This window comes from Marinobacter antarcticus (assembly GCF_011049865.1).
Classification (GTDB): domain Bacteria; phylum Pseudomonadota; class Gammaproteobacteria; order Pseudomonadales; family Oleiphilaceae; genus Marinobacter; species Marinobacter antarcticus_A.
This window is the reverse complement of sequence record NZ_DRGY01000035.1, coordinates 16,340-32,340: the sequence shown is the minus strand read 5'-3', so window position 1 is coordinate 32,340 and position 16,001 is coordinate 16,340. Positions and strand designations below refer to the sequence as shown.

Annotated in this window: 19 protein-coding genes and 1 riboswitch; of the genes, 11 read left to right on the top strand and 8 right to left on the bottom strand. The window is 53.4% G+C overall.

Annotation, left to right across the window (positions count from 1 at the left end):
* The 9 genes from ENI00_RS04515 to ENI00_RS04475 form a co-directional block, all read left to right on the top strand.
* On the top strand, positions 1-1,031 hold a 1,031-nt coding region (locus tag ENI00_RS04515), incomplete at its 5' end, for a DUF2855 family protein (RefSeq protein WP_304099411.1).
* A gap of 68 nt (positions 1,032-1,099) precedes the next feature.
* A riboswitch (glycine riboswitch) is annotated at positions 1,100-1,198 on the top strand.
* 164 nt (positions 1,199-1,362) lie between these two features.
* On the top strand, positions 1,363-2,592 hold the full coding sequence (locus ENI00_RS04510) for a D-amino acid dehydrogenase (protein ID WP_304099408.1): 1,230 nt from the start codon (positions 1,363-1,365) through the stop codon (positions 2,590-2,592).
* A gap of 177 nt (positions 2,593-2,769) precedes the next feature.
* Positions 2,770-3,762 (top strand): phosphate/phosphite/phosphonate ABC transporter substrate-binding protein, encoded by a 993-nt coding sequence (phnD, locus tag ENI00_RS04505; RefSeq protein ID WP_304099405.1) that lies wholly within the window; start codon positions 2,770-2,772, stop codon positions 3,760-3,762.
* A 53-nt stretch (positions 3,763-3,815) separates the two neighbouring features.
* A complete protein-coding gene (phnC, locus tag ENI00_RS04500; RefSeq protein WP_304099402.1) occupies positions 3,816-4,619 on the top strand; it encodes a phosphonate ABC transporter ATP-binding protein in 804 nt (267 codons plus the stop codon).
* Complete coding sequence (phnE, locus tag ENI00_RS04495) at positions 4,616-5,434, top strand: phosphonate ABC transporter, permease protein PhnE (RefSeq protein ID WP_304099399.1); 819 nt, start codon at positions 4,616-4,618, stop codon at positions 5,432-5,434. The genes phnC and phnE (ENI00_RS04495) overlap by 4 nt, the downstream gene beginning before the upstream one ends.
* On the top strand, positions 5,428-6,237 hold the full coding sequence (phnE, locus tag ENI00_RS04490; RefSeq protein WP_304099396.1) for a phosphonate ABC transporter, permease protein PhnE: 810 nt from the start codon (positions 5,428-5,430) through the stop codon (positions 6,235-6,237). The genes phnE (ENI00_RS04495) and phnE (ENI00_RS04490) overlap by 7 nt, the downstream gene beginning before the upstream one ends.
* Positions 6,238-6,239: 2 nt before the next feature.
* Positions 6,240-7,070: an HAD-IIB family hydrolase gene (locus tag ENI00_RS04485; RefSeq protein ID WP_304099394.1), complete on the top strand. Its 831-nt coding sequence runs from the start codon at positions 6,240-6,242 to the stop codon at positions 7,068-7,070.
* Between the two features lie 59 nt (positions 7,071-7,129).
* Complete coding sequence (locus tag ENI00_RS04480; protein ID WP_304099391.1) at positions 7,130-7,894, top strand: DeoR/GlpR family DNA-binding transcription regulator; 765 nt, start codon at positions 7,130-7,132, stop codon at positions 7,892-7,894.
* 307 nt (positions 7,895-8,201) lie between these two features.
* Positions 8,202-8,693, top strand: coding sequence for a GlcG/HbpS family heme-binding protein (locus ENI00_RS04475; RefSeq protein ID WP_304099387.1), 492 nt, complete (start codon positions 8,202-8,204; stop codon positions 8,691-8,693).
* Between the two features lie 93 nt (positions 8,694-8,786).
* On the opposite strand, the gene ENI00_RS04470 is transcribed toward ENI00_RS04475, so the two are convergent.
* Positions 8,787-9,035, bottom strand: a complete 249-nt coding sequence (locus ENI00_RS04470; protein WP_304099384.1) for a DUF3297 family protein — start codon at positions 9,033-9,035, stop codon at positions 8,787-8,789.
* Positions 9,036-9,264: 229 nt separating this feature from the next.
* Between ENI00_RS04470 and ENI00_RS04465 the strand changes: the two genes are divergently transcribed.
* Positions 9,265-11,007 carry a sensor domain-containing diguanylate cyclase gene (locus ENI00_RS04465; protein ID WP_304099380.1) on the top strand — a complete coding sequence of 581 codons (1,743 nt, stop codon included), beginning with the start codon at positions 9,265-9,267 and terminating at the stop codon, positions 11,005-11,007.
* Here ENI00_RS04465 and ENI00_RS04460 read toward each other — a convergent pair.
* The 6 genes from ENI00_RS04460 to ENI00_RS04435 all read right to left on the bottom strand — a co-directional run bounded on the left by ENI00_RS04460 (position 10,979) and on the right by ENI00_RS04435 (position 14,076).
* Complete coding sequence (locus tag ENI00_RS04460; protein WP_304099375.1) at positions 10,979-11,647, bottom strand: glutathione S-transferase; 669 nt, start codon at positions 11,645-11,647, stop codon at positions 10,979-10,981. The two genes, ENI00_RS04465 and ENI00_RS04460, sit on opposite strands and share 29 nt — an antisense overlap.
* A gap of 63 nt (positions 11,648-11,710) precedes the next feature.
* The gene (locus tag ENI00_RS04455; protein WP_304099372.1) at positions 11,711-12,127 is read right to left on the bottom strand and encodes a hypothetical protein; all 417 of its coding nucleotides are present in this window, start codon (positions 12,125-12,127) and stop codon (positions 11,711-11,713) included.
* A gap of 79 nt (positions 12,128-12,206) precedes the next feature.
* Entirely contained in the window at positions 12,207-12,539 is a 333-nt protein-coding gene (locus tag ENI00_RS04450) for a hypothetical protein (RefSeq protein ID WP_304099369.1), read from the bottom strand.
* A 100-nt stretch (positions 12,540-12,639) separates the two neighbouring features.
* Entirely contained in the window at positions 12,640-13,035 is a 396-nt protein-coding gene (locus ENI00_RS04445) for a DoxX-like family protein (RefSeq protein WP_304099366.1), read from the bottom strand.
* Positions 13,028-13,465 (bottom strand): thiol-disulfide oxidoreductase DCC family protein, encoded by a 438-nt coding sequence (locus tag ENI00_RS04440; protein ID WP_304099363.1) that lies wholly within the window; start codon positions 13,463-13,465, stop codon positions 13,028-13,030. The genes ENI00_RS04445 and ENI00_RS04440 overlap by 8 nt, the downstream gene beginning before the upstream one ends.
* A gap of 68 nt (positions 13,466-13,533) precedes the next feature.
* Positions 13,534-14,076: a DinB family protein gene (locus ENI00_RS04435; protein WP_304099357.1), complete on the bottom strand. Its 543-nt coding sequence runs from the start codon at positions 14,074-14,076 to the stop codon at positions 13,534-13,536.
* 134 nt (positions 14,077-14,210) lie between these two features.
* Between ENI00_RS04435 and ENI00_RS04430 the strand changes: the two genes are divergently transcribed.
* Positions 14,211-15,338 carry a zinc-binding dehydrogenase gene (locus tag ENI00_RS04430; protein ID WP_304099355.1) on the top strand — a complete coding sequence of 376 codons (1,128 nt, stop codon included), beginning with the start codon at positions 14,211-14,213 and terminating at the stop codon, positions 15,336-15,338.
* A 149-nt stretch (positions 15,339-15,487) separates the two neighbouring features.
* Here ENI00_RS04430 and ENI00_RS04425 read toward each other — a convergent pair whose 3' ends face one another.
* A complete protein-coding gene (locus ENI00_RS04425) occupies positions 15,488-16,000 on the bottom strand; it encodes a hypothetical protein (RefSeq protein ID WP_304099352.1) in 513 nt (170 codons plus the stop codon).
* Position 16,001: the final 1 nt, after the last annotated feature.

Sequence of the window (16,001 nt, the reverse complement as noted above, 5' to 3'; positions counted from 1 at the left end):
TTGCCGTAGACAGTTTCTCTTTCACTGCCAACAACATTACCTACGCGGCGGCCGGTGACATGCTGGGTTACTGGCAGTTTTACCCGCCTGTGGGTGAGGACAGTGCTGGCTGGGGCGTCATCCCGGTTTGGGGCTTTGCAAACGTTATCGACTCCCGCTGTGATCAGATAACCGCAGGCGAGAGGCTATTTGGTTACTTCCCGCCCGCAACGCACGTTGTTATGCAGCCAACACGCATTACTGAACATCAACTGATGGAAGGCAGCGCACATCGAGCAGAATTGCCACCGGCTTATAACAGCTACACCCGAATCCCACAGGGAGTAGGGGCCGACCAAAGGGCTGACAAAAGGGCCGAAGCGGAACGCATGCTTTTATGGCCGCTCCATATCACATCGTTCTGTTTATGGGACGCTCTCAAAGATAAACAGTGGCACCAGGCCCAGCAAATCATCATTCTCAGCGCCTCCAGCAAAACAAGCATCGGCCTGGCCTATGCACTGGCAAACGATCCGGACGCACCACCCGCTGTTGCGCTCACCTCGTCACACAACCTTCCCCTGGTGAAGCAACTGGAGGTATACGAGCAGGCGATGACCTATGACGAGCTCGATCAAATCAATACAAGCCTGCCGACCGTTATCGTCGATATGTCGGGCAACAGCGCGCTGCTTAAGCGGCTGGCCCAACGGCTGGGAGAGAACCTGAATTACAGTATCAGAGTCGGCCTGACCCATTGGGCCGAGAGCCAGGGGGATGCGGGGCTGGATGAGACTAAAAGCGAGTTTTTCTTTGTGCCTTCGTACATACAAAAACGCATGAAAGACTGGGGCCCGCAGGGTTTCTCTGAGCGGAGCGAACGCTTTATGCACGCATCGGCCGCCTGGAGCCGCAACTGGTTAAAAATCAGAACGGTGGAAGGCCTGAGCGGGCTGGCAGAAATCTATCCGGCTATTTGCCAAGGCAAGCTGGCAGCAGACGAAGGCGTCGTTGTTGCGATATCTGGAATGAACCAGAACAAAGCCGAATAATAGCGGAGATGTTGTAAAGCTGAATTATTTGCTATGTTGCGAAGCAGGATAGGATGAATTGCAAATCCGACGTGTTAGCGGGAGAGACTGCATTGCACATCAGTGTGATCGGCGCCGAAGGAGCAACTGCCCCGGAAACTCTCAGGCAAACGGACCGCTAACATGAAGACTTTCCGAAGAGCTGTCGGCGACTGCGTTAGTCGGCACACCGAAGGAGCAAGCGGCCGGTTTTATTAAAACGGCGCGTGAATCTCTCAGGTACCGTGACGGAAGGGGTGCTTTCTACCACTGCGCGTAGAGAGGAAACCCTGGACGCTCTCTGGAGATGGCTATGAAGCGAATTGCAGTTATTGGCGGCGGCATTACCGGTATCACAACCGCATACACCCTGGCCAAGCGTGGCATGGATGTGACCGTTTACGAGAAGCACCGCTACGCGGCGATGGAGACCTCCTTCGCCAACGGTGGCCAACTCTCGGCCTCCAATGCCGAAGTCTGGAACAACTGGCAGACCATAGCCAAAGGCATCAAGTGGATGTTCCACAGTGATGCCCCCTTACTGGTCAACCCCAAGCCCTCCTGGCACAAGCTGAGCTGGTTCGCCGAGTTTTGTGCGGCAATGCCCCAGTACGAAAAAAACACCACCGAAACCGCTCGCCTGGCGATTGCTGCCCGCGATTACCTGTTCGAATGGGCGCAGGAAGAAGGTATTGATTTCGACCTCAAGAAGCAGGGCATTTTGCATATCTATCGCGACAAAGCCGGTTTCGATCACGCTGCGAACGTCTCGAGGCTGCTGTCCGCCGGAGGTCTGGAACGCCGGGCTGTTACTCCCGAGGAAATGCGTGCGATCGAACCCACCTTGGCCGGCACCTACTACGGTGGTTTTTTTACCGAGAGCGATTCAACCGGTGATATCCACAAGTTCACCAACAGTCTGGCAGAGGCAATTGTGCGCCTTGGTGTAAAGACGTGCTACGGACACACGGTAACTGAATTGAGCGCGGATCAGTCCAATGCGTGGGTAACCTCATTTGACGACGGGCAGCAAACCCGCGACACCTTCGATGGCGTGGTGATTTGCGCCGGCGTTGGCAGCCGCGCGCTGGCCGCGAAGCTGGGAGACCGGGTCAACATCTATCCGGTGAAAGGCTATTCCATTACCGTTGAGCTGGACGACGAAGCCTCTCAAAAAGCAGCGCCAACCGTCAGCCTGCTGGACGATGCCACCAAGCTGGTGACCAGCCGGCTGGGTGACACCCGATTCCGGGTGGCGGGTACAGCGGAATTCAACGGGTACAACCGCAATATCCGGGATGACAGGATTCGCCCGCTTACCCGTTGGGTAGAGCAATGCTTCCCGGGCGTCTGTACCCGGCGCGTTGTGCCTTGGGCGGGGTTGCGCCCCATGCTGCCCAACATGATGCCGCGAGTAGGGCCGGGCAGTCTTCCTACCGTGTTCTACAACACGGGCCATGGTCATCTGGGCTGGACCCTGTCGGCGATTACCGCTGAGATGCTGGCGGATTCGGTTGAGACAGGCTCAACAAGCACCCGATAAAATTCTCCGCTAATGTGTCATCAGGCATCCCGGGTGTTGCCTGATGACACATTATTGCTACTATTAATGTTCAATTGAACATCTCGCAATAGCAAACCATGGAGCGGAACCCTCTCCAGATGTTCAATACACCGCATGAGGTCCTCATGCATGAACCGCTCCCGACGGAGAATAACAATGAATTTCTATAAAAAAATGCTTCCCGGTGTATTGCCGTCTGCTGCCCTGGCGGCTTCGGTTTTAATGTCAGGTTTCAGTGGCCAGGCCCTGGCTGATTGTGAACGCGGCGCGCTTGACGCTCTGTATTGCGACGAAAACGGCGATATGGTTGCTGATTTGCCCACTGACAAATCACAGTGGAGCAATCCCGACACGTTAATTTTTGCGTACACGCCGGTTGAAGACCCCGCCATCTACTCCGATATCTGGCAGCCGTTCATTGATCACCTGTCTGAAGTCACCGGCCGGGACGTGCGCTTCTTCGCCGTGCAATCCAACGCTGCCCAGGTAGAGGCCATGCGCAGTGGCCGCCTGCATATCGCCGGCTTCTCCACTGGCCCAACGCCTTTCGCGGTTAACCTTGCCGGCGCGGTTCCCTTTGCATTGATGGGTTCAGATTCGGGTCAGTTTGGTTATACGCTGCAGGTTTTTACGCATAAAGATTCCGATATTCGCGAAATCAAAGACCTGAAAGGCAAGCGGGTCGCGCACACTTCGCCCACGTCCAACTCGGGTAACCAGGCACCGAGGGCGTTGTTCCCGGAAATGGGCATCGTACCGGGCGAAGACTATGAAATTTCCTTTTCGGGTAGCCACGACCAGTCCATGCTTGGCGTGGTCGCAAAAGATTACGACGCCGCCCCCGTAGCCTCCGAAGTGGTAGAGCGTATGGCCGCCCGTGGGTTGTACGACACAGACGACGTGCGTCTGATTTGGGAATCAGACCGTTTCCCGACAACGTCTTACAACTACGCACACAACCTGGATCCTGATCTGGTTGAGAAAATCCGCGAGGCTTTTTACACCTTCAAGTTCGCAGGCACCGAGCTGGGTGACGAGTTCGAAGGCGTCGAGACTTTTGTTCCCATCAATTACAAAGACAACTGGAAGGTTATTCGCACCATTCAAGCCTCCAATGGCGTCCAGTACACCCCCGATAATCTTAAGTAAGCAGCATAAGAGCCTCTGACTAACCGTCAGGGGCTCTGTCCGGAGTGAACCACATGTTAGAGATTACCAACCTCGTAAAGCGGTATGGGCAAAACGACCCTGTGCTCAAAGGCCTTAATCTGAAGGTCGAGGGCAGCAGCGTTGTTTCCATCGTCGGCGCTTCCGGTGCAGGCAAAAGCACGTTGCTGCGCTGCATAAACCGGTTGGTCGAGCCGACCTCCGGTTCGATCAAGCTGAACGGCCATGAGTTGGTCAATCTTCGCGGAAGCGAATTACGCCATTCCCGCCGGCGCATCGGCATGGTTTTTCAGGGCTTCAACCTGATCGATCGTTTGACGGTTATGGAGAACGTACTTTCCGGACGTCTGGGTTATGTGTCATTTTTCCAGGCCTTGACGCGCCGCTTCCCCCAATCCGATATCGACCGCGCTTTCAGCCTTATGGAGCGTGTGGGTATCGCGCATTACGCCGATAAACGGGCAGATCAGTTGTCGGGTGGCGAGCGCCAGCGTGTTGCGGTGGTGCGTGCATTGATGCAAGAGCCTCAGATCTTGCTGGCGGATGAGCCAACGGCGTCGTTGGACCCAAAAACCTCGCAGCAGATCATGGGCCTGCTCCAAAGCCTTGCGAGTGAAATGTCGCTGCCGGTATTGATCAACATTCATAACGTTACACAGGCGCGGATGTATACCGATCGCATTGTCGGCATGCGCCATGGGCAGATGATTTTCGACGGTGAGCCCAAGGATTTCAATCAGGATGCACTGGATGCCATTTACGGTGGTATCGAATCACCGGAAGAAGATGGCGGTGATCCAGAGCAACAGGCATCCCCGGCTCCGGAGGCTACGGCATGACATCCGACCGAACTGCAAACGGTGCACGGCCGGGCAGGATCTGGAAAAAGCCTCCATTCATAGCAAATCCCTGGGTTCGTTATGGGCTGGTCGCAATCACCCTGGTTTATCTGTACTGGGCATTCTCCACACTGCCTTTCGATTGGCAGCGTATTTCCGAGGGCTTGCCCCGGGCAGGCAAAATTTTCGGGGGTGCTTTCCCGCCAAGCTTTGAACGTGCGGGCTTGCTTTGGACAGGGTTCAAGGAAAGCTTCCAGATCGCTTTTTTGGCGACCTTGCTGGGTGTTCTTCTCTCGGTGCCCATCGCGGTGATGGCTGCCCGGAACGTGGCGCCGCTGCCCGTTTATCTGCTGGGCCGCACCTTGATTATCGTATCCCGCAGTTTCCACCCGGTGATCGTGGCCATTCTGTTTGTTGCTGCGGTCGGGTTTGGTCCAATGGCGGGGATTCTCACCCTGACTCTCTACTCCATCGGATTTGTCGCCAAGTTGTTGGCTGAAGAAATCGAGGAAATCGATTGGGGTCAGGTGGAAGCCATGCGTTCGGTAGGCGCCGGCTACATGAAAATACTGGTTTATGGGGTATTCCCGCAGATCATGCCGCGTCAAATAGGGCTGTCTATGTACCAACTCGACAGCAACCTTCGCGCTTCCGCGGTTGTGGGGATTGTGGGTGCCGGTGGCATTGGTGGCACGCTCATGAACGCATTCGGACGCTACGATTACGATTTCGCCTTTGCCATTTTGCTGATGATTATCGCGATCATTCTGGTCAGTGAAGGCTTGAGCGGATGGGTGAGGAAAAAAGTATGGTAGATCACGCTGCAAAATTGGCCGATCGAGCCTGGTCACGCTATGACCGCAAAGAACAGCTGACGCGCTATGCGGTCTATCTGATCACGCTCATGGCTGTAGTATGGGCGGTGCGCGACATCGACATCTTCTGGCCCTGGGTGTGGGATGCACCCAATCAGATTCAAAGCCTGGGCGCACGCATGTGGCCGCCGGAGTTCGGTCAGTGGAATGCGATATTCTCCGCCATGCTGGAGACTGTCCATATCGCCACGCTGTCCACCATGTTGACGATCTTCATCGCCTTGCCGGTGTCTTACATCGCGGCGCAGAACACAACGCCGAACAAGGTCACCCTGTGGATTGGCCGGTTCATTCTGGTCTCGAGCCGTTCAGTGAACACCATCATCTGGGCACTGCTCTTCGTGGCTATATTTGGCCCTGGTGTGCTGGCTGGTATCTTGGCGGTTATGTTCCGCTCCGTCGGGTTCATCGGCAAGCTGATGGGCGAGGCCATTGAGGAAATCGATCGCCGCCCGGTCGAGGCTATGGAAGCGACCGGCGCCAGCAAATTCAAGGTGGTGCTGTACGCCATTGTGCCTCAGGTAATGCCGGCATTTTTTGCCATCATTATTCTGCGCTGGGACATCAATATCCGTGAATCTACCGTGCTGGGTCTGGTGGGCGCCGGGGGCATCGGGGTGCTACTGCAGGGCTCTATCGACCTGTTCGCCTGGCAGACTGTTGCTACCATCCTGCTCGCCATCGTTGTTCTGGTTATTCTGGGCGAGGCGCTGACCAGCGTTCTGCGCAAAAAGGTGATTTAGTCTTGAACAGTCCGCTGCCCGATGTGAACTGGAGCGCCGATAACATGAAAGACAACATTGAGTTTGGTAACGCAGACATTCTGTTCACCGATGTGGACGATACGCTGACGACCGACGGCCGGCTGCTACCAGAGACATACCTGGCGCTTTGTCGCCTGGCGGAAGCCGGCATCAGCGTGATTCCGGTGACCGGAGGCTGCGCCGGCTGGTGCGACCAGATCATACGCACCTGGCCGGTGCGAGCCGTTATCGGGGAAGGGGGCGCATTCTATGCAGAGCGCACAGAGCCACAGACCGTAAGCTGGCGCTACTGGGACGACGAATTGAAACACCGCCGTGACCAGCAAACCATATTGGAGGCTGTTGCAGCGCTGAAGCTGGATTTTGAACCCAAGCTCGCCACCGACCAACCCTTCCGCTATGTGGATGTGGCGGTGGACTACAACCAGCAGCAGTCGCTGACCCCCGAGCAAGTTGCAGCCATTCACGACGCGTTACTTGCCCAAGGCTTTAACGTTCGGCAGAGTTCGATTCACATCAACATCTGGCTGGGGGATTTCGACAAATCCACTATGTCTTTGCGGGTGGGGCGTGAATTACTGGGCCTGGAGACCCAGGCGTTGCAGCAGCGCGCCATCTTTATTGGCGATGCACCCAATGATGAGAGCATGTTTCGCAGCTTTCCAATGAGTGTGGGTGTGGCTAACATTCGCAAGCACCTGCCCATCATGACCCACCGGCCGGCGGCGATTGTCAGCCAGCGCTCGGGCTTGGGCTTTGCTGAAATGGCGGAGGCCTGGCTGCGGCAGCGTGCAGAACCCGGGCTGAAATAGCCCATCACGCGTCTCGCCCGACATCAACAAGGGTTTTAACCGATTGAGCATTGAGTCTGATGAACGCCAAAGAACGGCAGCGTAGCATCCTGGAATGGGTGCATGAGCAGGAGCATGTCGAAGTTGAAAACATAGCTCAGCGCTTTGGCGTCACCACGCAAACCATTCGTCGTGACATCAACAAAATGTGCGAGCTGGGATTATTGCGCCGTCGTTACGGCGGCGTCAGCTTGCCTGTTAGCGCTACTACAGCGTCCATGAAAGACCGTCAGGTACGCCATCTGCTAACCAAAAAGCGAATGGCCATGTGCATCGCTGCTGATATTCCCGAAGGGGTCACCGTAAGCCTCGGGGTAGGCAGTACCGTTGAGCTGGTTGCGCAAGCGCTGGCCCATCACAAATCGCTGCGGGTTTTGACCAACAACTTTAGCGTGACCTCAGCGCTTTCGGGAAATTCCGGCATTGAAGTGATCGTTTCTGGCGGACAATATCGGCACAATCACCACGACGTGGTGGGGCCGGAAGTAACCAGTTTCTTCAGTTCCTTCACTACCGATTTCGGCATCATCAGTACCGGCAGAATGGACCACAAGATCGGCCTGATGGACTATGACATTCGCGAGGCCGAAGTGAGCCGGGCGATAATCACCAATACCCGGGCCCGCCTGTTGGTGGCTGATCACAGCAAGTGGACTCCGAACTCATACTGCAAAGTAGCGTCGTTCAGGTACGTTGATCGTTTCTACACCGACGTTATGCCCGATCAACAACGCACTGGACTACCTGATTCAGTAGAAATCATCGAATGTGGCTCACTACCCTGAGTTCAATCCTTAAACGTAAGCGTTCTGTAAGGGAAGGGGATTTCGATGCCCGCCAAAAAATTCTCAAAGATACTCTTAAAGGCAAAGCCGATGGCAACAGAGCTTACCCCCCAACCCGGCAAGCATTTTTGCAGGTGTAAGTTCTGGAAAGGAAATGATCGCAGCTATATTACGCTCACCGGAATCACCTGTGGCAGCTGGCCTTAGGTTGCACGGTAGACCAGAGCAAAGCGCAAAACAGTTGATTGATTGTGAACAAAAGCCTAGCTTGTGTTTATTGTCCCATGGTTATTGCGGGGGTCTGGTTATGTTCAAAAATATTGCTGTTGCAGCACTGATCTTGCTATCTATCAATAGCTTACACGCCGAAACGCTACCCAAGCAGAGTTATCTGCCTTTGGAACTGGCTCAGAAAGCCGTCAATGCTGCGTTAAAAAAATGCTCAGATGATGGCTTTAACGTTTCGGTCGCAATTGTAGACCGAAGTGGTGTTCTGCTCTCTCAATCGCGTCATCCTATGGCGGGCCCGCATACGATTAAAAGCAGCTTTGGAAAAGCATTTACATCTGCAAGCGTGGGAGAGCCCAGCGGAAAACTGGCAAGCATGATCGGTGAGAAGCCCTTTCTTGAAGGGTTGCGAGATATGGATGAAAGACTCGTGATTCTTGGAGGCGGGTTGCCGATTGTTATAGATGATGTCCGTGTTGGTGGTATTGGCGTTGGCGGCGCACCAGGGGGGCACCTGGATGAAGCGTGCGCAAAGGAGGGGTTGAACCTTCTCCAAAGGACTGCGAATTAACGACGACCATCGTGTCTTGGTCTGGTTCTAACAGGGGGCCGGAAAAACCCCCGCCCATCCATCAGATCGATCGTCGGTCGCTAACCTCGTTACTTAATCGTAGTAGGCTTCAACCTTTCCTTTCAGTGTCATCAGAATCGGCTGCCCGCGACGATCCAGCGCTCTGGGCGAGGCGATTTTTATCCAACCTTCACTGATGCAATATTCCTCGACATTGGTTCGTTCTTTACCATTAAGCCGAATACCAATATCGTGATCGAAGACTTCTGCTACGTGATGCGCACTATGGGGGTTTCTTGAAAGTCGATCCGGTAACATTGGCAGCGATTTCGTATCGTTCATGGTAATGACCTGCATTAAATAGAAAGAGCGCCATTCTAGGCAATATAGATTGGGTGCTCAAGAACTACGGCAGGGTTATTCGCAGGTTCATTTTGTTCGCGTAAAATCAGACAATAGCCTGATAAACTGCGCGTATCGGATGATCAATCGAGTAAAAGCTGGAGGCCTTCGGTAAGTTTCGCAGGTTTACCTATAACCAATGCAAAAATATTCACGGAAATATAATCAAGTGCAACGGCATTGGTTCCTCTTTTTCCTTCTGGCCATTCTGAACCTGACAACAGGCGCGCAGGCGGAACCAGCGCACGACTACGGCGCATGGCCCCTGATTGACGCTCGCGCCGACTACCAGCGCGCAATGACCGATCGGGTGGCCTACCTCGTTGAACAAGGAGAAACGCTCTCCGTTGACGACGTTCAGTCTCTGATCAGTGCTAATCCGGCTGTCCTGGCGCGCCCGGAGACCAGCGTGTTAGCCAATGGCATCAATTCCGGTGCGATATGGCTGGTGGCGAACGTGTCCAATCCAACCGCCGACCCCATTTTGCGGCGCGTGTCCGTCGGAACAGGTTGGCTGGAAAGGGTCGACTTCTTTCTCATAACCGAAGGCCAACAGCCACAGCATTTTGTTGGCGGTGATCGTATCGCGCTGGGGCATCGTTCCATTGCCAAACGCCTACCCAGCGCCGATTTTCTGCTTCCGCCTGGCAAGGCACGTCTATTACTGCGCGTTGAGACGGCAGATCCAATGGTGGTGCCACTCTACTTTTCCAGCATTACCGAAAACCATAGCCGAGAGCAGGCAGAGGCGATCTTCTTCAGCTTCGTGTACGGCGTTATGTTTGCGCTGTCTGCCTACAACCTGATGCTGTTCGCCGGCCTTCGGAAGTGGCGGTATCTGTTCTACTCGCTCTACACGGGCACGTTCGTGGTTGTGACGGCGTCTTACAACGGTATCGGCATGGCCCTGCTGTGGCCCGATTCCGTGGGCTGGCAACAGTGGGCGCCACCGCTGTTCATGCTGTGTTTCGTCAGCTCTGGCCTGGCTTTTGCGACGAGTTTTCTGAAAACCCGACGCTACCGACCAAGGCTTCATAAAACCATCCAGGCCATCGGTGTGGCCTATTTCGCGCTCTTTGGTGTGTTTTTCGCCTTGGACAAACAGGGTATGGCGCTACAACTGGCGTTCCTGGTTGTGCCTGTGTTCACGGTGCTGATGCTCTACATGGGCGTGTCGAGCTGGATGGCAGGTAACCAATCCACACGCTATTTCATGTTGGGCACACTGGCCTCCGCTATTGGCGCCTCTGTTACGGCCTTGACGGTAGACGGCGTGATTCGTTATTCCCGGCTTGGCTACCATGCCCTCGACATCGGCATGGTAGTGGACGCCATTCTGTTGATGTTGGCGTTGGCCGATCTGACCCGTAAAAACAAAGTGGCCCGAGTGACAGCCGAGCGAACGGCCCAGATCGATCTGCTGACCGGCCTCAACAACCGGCGTGGTTTTCTGCCTGTCGCCGAATCACTGTGGAGCCTGTCCACGCGCAAGGGCGGCAATGTGTGCGTGGCTATGATCGATATTGACCATTTCAAGAGCATCAATGACCAATATGGCCATGCGGCCGGCGACAGGATATTGAAAAAAATTGCCGACGAGCTCGATAACTCCCGGCGCAAAGGCGACCTTCTGGCCCGCTGGGGTGGTGAAGAATTCACGCTTTTGTTGCCGGAAACGGACGAGGCCGAAGCCCGCACCGTGGCTGAGCGTTTTCGCCACAATATCGAGCAACTGGTGGTCAACGATCACGGCAGAATGATTCGATGCACCATCAGTGTGGGTGTCGCCAGCCGGCACGCTCAACATGTCACCCTGGAACACGCTATTTCCAAGGCCGACGAAGAGCTATATCAGGCCAAAGTTCAGGGGCGCAATCAGATTTCTACCGGCCGCACGTCAGACGCTGCCTAGGAAAAACCACCACGTCATCTCCCTCTTGCCATGGCTGAAACCTGGTCATGGTTTGCAGAAAGAATGGGTGCTCCAGCCAGTGTTGTAGCCAAAGCTGCAGGTTGGGGTGGGGTAGGCTGTCAAAAACATCGCGATCAACATAGGCGAATTGGCGAACAAACGGCACGATGCCAATATCTGCGATGGTCACGTTAGTCCCCAGCAGGAAAGGGTTTTTAGACAGCAACGCCTCTAAAACCTGTAAAAAGGCTTCGCCCCGTTGCCGATACTCTTTCTGGGACATTTCGAGATGACGGTCGGCGTATTTATAGCGATCCAGCCAATACTTGAACTCGTTGTCGTTTTGCTCGATCAGAGCGTTGGCCTGGTGCAAAACCTGTGCATCCAACAACCCTTGCGGATCCTGCTGCTCAAGCGCCCACACCATTATGTCCCGGCTCTCCTCAATCACAGCACCCTCAAAACACTGTAAAACAGGCACGGTGCCTTTCGGGCTAATCGCCAGCATTTCAGCCGGCTTGTTCTTCAGGACGATCTCCCGCAGCTCCACCTGCAACCCGGCAAACAAGAGACCGAGCCGGGCACGCATGGCATAGGGACAGCGACGAAAAGAGTAGAGCCGAGGAAGTGAGGAGGTCATAATATTTTTCCCGGTTGAATCGAACTCAACGTGTGAGCGCCGCGTATCCCCCTAACCTCTGGTTTATTGTCTTTGGATCAGAACCCGTTGGATAACATGACCCCAGATGTGATCTTTTGCATCACTGGCATGCTGGTCAGCCCGGCTTTGGGCTTCAGCTTGACCGGCACTTGATACAAAGGCCGTAAACTGTTTGGTCACGGCCTTCTGATAACTCTTGAAAGCAGCTTCACAGCCGGCTTGGGCGCCCTTGGCAATGTCTGAAGGTGATGCGGATGTGATATGGCTGAAGCGATCGGATTCACTGGCCATGCAATCCTGATACGCCTGGTATTTCTCGTTCAGGCTGGTACTGAGGGCTTTCTTTTCATCGGAGGTCAAATTCGGCGCAGGCGAAAGAGCCGCGCAACTGGCCAACGACCCGCACAATGCCACCACAATGGTAGCGCCCCGCCAACGGGCAGCATCAAAGAAAATCATACCTATCATCCTTTTATAATGTGCATTGAGATTACTCTTATCCCGGTAAAATCTGCGCTGACGTTGATTGTGCAATCCACTAAATGATCTCTTTTACGATCATGTTTCGAACCAGCTCAACGGCATCTCTATCGTTGCCAGCCACAGCCACCCAGACTTTGCTTTTGCCTTTTTCCATAGCCAGGCATTTTACGACCACCCGGTTGCCTTTGTAGGTTCCGTAGATCCCGTATTCGTTCTCGACCTGGTTCTCAATGCCAATTTTCTGGAGCGCAAATGAGCTCTGAATCTCACAAGCTGCAGCAGACTTGTCGAGATCTTTAAACCAGGACCAAAGTTCCGGAGCTTTCTCGGGTTCATGGGCAAAACATGAACCACTGAATAAAACGAAGGCCAGAATCAACTTTTTCACGGGTGTTCCTTATCTTGGAAATTAGCCCTATCCCAGGCATCTAAAGCCAACATCAGCTGCAGCCTGAAACATACAGCGTCTCGTTAGCTATGACTCTTTATCACTCTCTATCACTCCCTATCACCCGCAGAAGATGTAAACTGGTGATTGAAAGCGCGGCGACAGCAACATTAGTTGTTACAGGGTTGAACGCGGCAACCAGCAGCATGGGCTGCACCAGAATTACGAATGCCAGCAAACCTATCATTGCGGCTAATGTAAGCAGCATCGGCCAACGTTGCCGCCAAAATATCAAGGTAACAACTGCCATGGCAATCTCTAACACGCCAGCAATAGTGGCCAACTGAACCGCATCAGAACGTGAAAACCCGGCCGCCATGCTCATTGCCAACTCATCTTCATGAGGGTAAAGCAATTTCGGAATCAAGCCTTGATAGAACCAAATAAAAGCAAGGGTACCCCGGCATACGGCGTAGCTAAAAAGTGGACTATTCACCCAGGAACCTTGAATCATGATCTTTGTTGGGAATGACACAAGCATCATAGCGACCGAACAACTTGTACCGGTTTAATGCTATACGGTCGTATAGCCAGTCTCGAATGACGGATGGCACAACCCAACCAATACAGGCCAATGGCCACGGCCATGGCAGTTCACGCATTACCCTGAAAAATGCAGCAGATTTGGTATAAATATCCGGCCCCTCAGCAAGCAGCATGGTTTCGTAGTAGTCCGTTGGGAAGCCGTGGGACTGAAGAATTGCCTGGCCCTCAAGTGATTGAACGGTCGCTAATTTAAATCGGCGTTTTCTATCGAACCTAATGAGGAAGCGCGCCCACGCGGAGCATAATCGACACACCCCATCGAACAAAACGACAGGGTCCTCAGGAGCAATATTTGGTTGAGATTGCGATTTCTGTTTCATATTAAAATGGAATTATCGGTGCGTAGCGATTGAAGTGGGAGAAGTGCAGAGCGAACATGAATGGCTGGTTATACATGAGTTTCCTCCGGGATCAGAGCCAATAGGTCAGTACCCCCAACGTCCGCACCCGCCTGTGATAATAAAGCAGACACTTGCCCCCGATGGTGAGTCTGATGGTTAAAGAAATGAAGAACCAGACTCGAATACCGCTTGTTGGCCGGAACCCCTTTGGTGTTGTGGTAGCTGAGAACGAAATCCAGATCACCTTCGGTTAGCTCGGCTATCCAGCTGATAATTTGCTGGTCAAGCCAAGCCCGATGTTCAGATAAGCTACTAATATCGTCAAACACTATCTGGCTTAGGTTTGTCGGATTTGGAAGCTTGGCAACCTCCTGCAGTGAACCCTCGCAGGATGGGTGGGTGGCAAACCGTTTCAGCCAGATGGTGTCACCAACGAGGATGTGATTAAGTGTGCCCAGAATCGACCCAAAAAAGGCACTGCGGTCTTTCGCCAATTCTGTTTCAGGGAGTTGACCTGCTACCTCATAGATCTTGGAGTTCATCCACTGATTGTAAGCAGCTAACAATTCAAAATGATTTTTCATACCCATCAGCTCATTGTCGGTGTCATTGGGGTCAGATGAACATAAATGCTTGGTGAAATGCTAATCTGACCTCAGTTCTCCGCTACGATCAAACAGTTCAGCGAAGTGACAGACGACCTAACTTTTTTCAGGAGAAAAAAATGTCGGACACCAACATCGAACTTATTTCCACCATTAGCGAAGACAACAAACTGGAACTTGCCCTGCGCGAGATCGAGATCCCCCAGCCCGGCGAAAACGAAGTGGTCATCCGCATCGAAGCCGCCCCTATTAACCCGTCTGATCTGGGAGTGATGTTCAGCGCGGCCGATATGACGACTGCCAGCCAATCCGGTAGCGCCGATCGCCCGGTCATCAGTGCCGATGTCCCGGCCAAGTTCATGGGTGCCGTTAAAAAGCGGGTTGGCAAGCCTATACCCGTAGGCAACGAAGGGGCCGGTACAGTTGTAGCTGCGGGCTCATCAGCCGCTGCGCAAAGCTTGATGGGCAAAACCGTTGCGGTAATTGGCGGCGGTAGCTACCGCCAATATCTCTGTGCCAAGGTGCAAAGCTGTCTGGAACTAGAGCCGGGTACGACTGCAGCCGAAGGCGCTTCAAGCTTTGTTAACCCGCTGACGGCATTAACCATGGTTGAAACCATGCGCGCTGAAGGTCACAAGGCTATCGTTCACGCTGCCGCCGCCTCTAACCTCGGACAAATGCTCAACCGCATCTGCATCGCCGACGGCATCGACCTGGTCAATATCGTCCGCAAGCCAGAACAGGAAACATTGCTGCGCGAATTGGGTGCCAAATACGTGGTTAACTCCAGTAGCGACAGCTTTATGGCAGACCTGACCCAAGCACTGATCGAAACCGGCGCGACCATCGCGTTCGACCCTATTGGGGGCGGTAAATTGGCTAGTGACATTCTCGCCTGCATGGAAGCCGCCGTCGCTCGCAACATCACTGAATACAGCGTGTATGGATCTGACATCTATAAACAGGTTTATATTTATGGCGGGCTTGATCGCGGCCCCATCACGCTAAACCGCAGCTTTGGTTTTGCCTGGGGTGTGAACGGCTTCTTATTGTTTAATGCATTAGGAAAACTGAGCAAGGAAACCACCATCGCCATGCGCAAACGCATAGCCGCCGAGATCAAAACCACGTTCGCCAGCCACTACACTCACGAGGTATCCCTGGCTGGTGCTTTACAACTGGATGCGATCGCGGTTTACGGCAAACAGGCTACCGGAGAGAAGTTCCTGATCAAACCACAGAGCTAACGTTTGATGTCTGGCCGCAAGGCCATCCCAGGCTGCTGGAATCAGAATGACTCCAGCAGCCTGGGTCTCTTTTGTGCTGTTTAACGCAAAGCTTTGCGGCAGTTTTGGAGCCGCGAAGCGGCGGAAAATTGTCCGGCAACAGCGTCTTGTTATGGCTTTTTGGCATTTTCGATAGCGTTCAGAATAGCAATATCATTGAACGGCTCATCAAAATAATCCGTTTGCTCCAAAATATTTTGGACACTCATTGGAAGCTCGAGATATTTCTTTTTCAACCCCCAAGTTGATTCGCCAAAAACCAGCAATTTTATATTCTGTACAATCTCTTTTGGTGTCCCAGAAATACCAGCACCCTCCAAAACACCAATTGCGTAAGCCAGTTCAGTCAACTCTGGCTTTTCGCAAACTTCCGCGACAAGCGAGCTACGTGTGATGAGAAAAATTCTAACATTCTCGATACTATAGCCACGCAAATGTTTGATCACTGACTCATCGGGTAAGGGACGGCTAGCCGCTACCTTTTCACACCGCTCTACTGCTTCTCCATATTGTGCAATTCTCTCAGAGATGTACCGATGTGCACTAGATTCGTCATTGCTGCCAGCAAGAGCAGAAGTGGCGGCGAGTAGTAAAGGGAATGCGAACTTGAAGTTAATTTTCATA

Excerpts from the sequence above, each read along its gene's own strand:
- ENI00_RS04480 (WP_304099391.1), top strand. The coding sequence starts at position 7,130 with ATGAACGCCAAAGAACGGCAGCGTAGCATCCTGGAATGGGTGCATGAG.
- ENI00_RS04475 (WP_304099387.1), top strand. The coding sequence starts at position 8,202 with ATGTTCAAAAATATTGCTGTTGCAGCACTGATCTTGCTATCTATCAAT.
- ENI00_RS04460 (WP_304099375.1), bottom strand. The coding sequence starts at position 11,647 with ATGACCTCCTCACTTCCTCGGCTCTACTCTTTTCGTCGCTGTCCCTAT.
- ENI00_RS04510 (WP_304099408.1), top strand. The coding sequence starts at position 1,363 with ATGAAGCGAATTGCAGTTATTGGCGGCGGCATTACCGGTATCACAACC.
- phnC (WP_304099402.1), top strand. The coding sequence starts at position 3,816 with ATGTTAGAGATTACCAACCTCGTAAAGCGGTATGGGCAAAACGACCCT.
- ENI00_RS04425 (WP_304099352.1), bottom strand. The coding sequence starts at position 16,000 with ATGAAAATTAACTTCAAGTTCGCATTCCCTTTACTACTCGCCGCCACT.
- phnD (WP_304099405.1), top strand. The coding sequence starts at position 2,770 with ATGAATTTCTATAAAAAAATGCTTCCCGGTGTATTGCCGTCTGCTGCC.
- phnE (WP_304099399.1), top strand. The coding sequence starts at position 4,616 with ATGACATCCGACCGAACTGCAAACGGTGCACGGCCGGGCAGGATCTGG.
- phnE (WP_304099396.1), top strand. The coding sequence starts at position 5,428 with ATGGTAGATCACGCTGCAAAATTGGCCGATCGAGCCTGGTCACGCTAT.
- ENI00_RS04470 (WP_304099384.1), bottom strand. The coding sequence starts at position 9,035 with ATGAACGATACGAAATCGCTGCCAATGTTACCGGATCGACTTTCAAGA.
- ENI00_RS04435 (WP_304099357.1), bottom strand. The coding sequence starts at position 14,076 with ATGGGTATGAAAAATCATTTTGAATTGTTAGCTGCTTACAATCAGTGG.
- ENI00_RS04455 (WP_304099372.1), bottom strand. The coding sequence starts at position 12,127 with ATGATTTTCTTTGATGCTGCCCGTTGGCGGGGCGCTACCATTGTGGTG.
- ENI00_RS04430 (WP_304099355.1), top strand. The coding sequence starts at position 14,211 with ATGTCGGACACCAACATCGAACTTATTTCCACCATTAGCGAAGACAAC.
- ENI00_RS04440 (WP_304099363.1), bottom strand. The coding sequence starts at position 13,465 with ATGAAACAGAAATCGCAATCTCAACCAAATATTGCTCCTGAGGACCCT.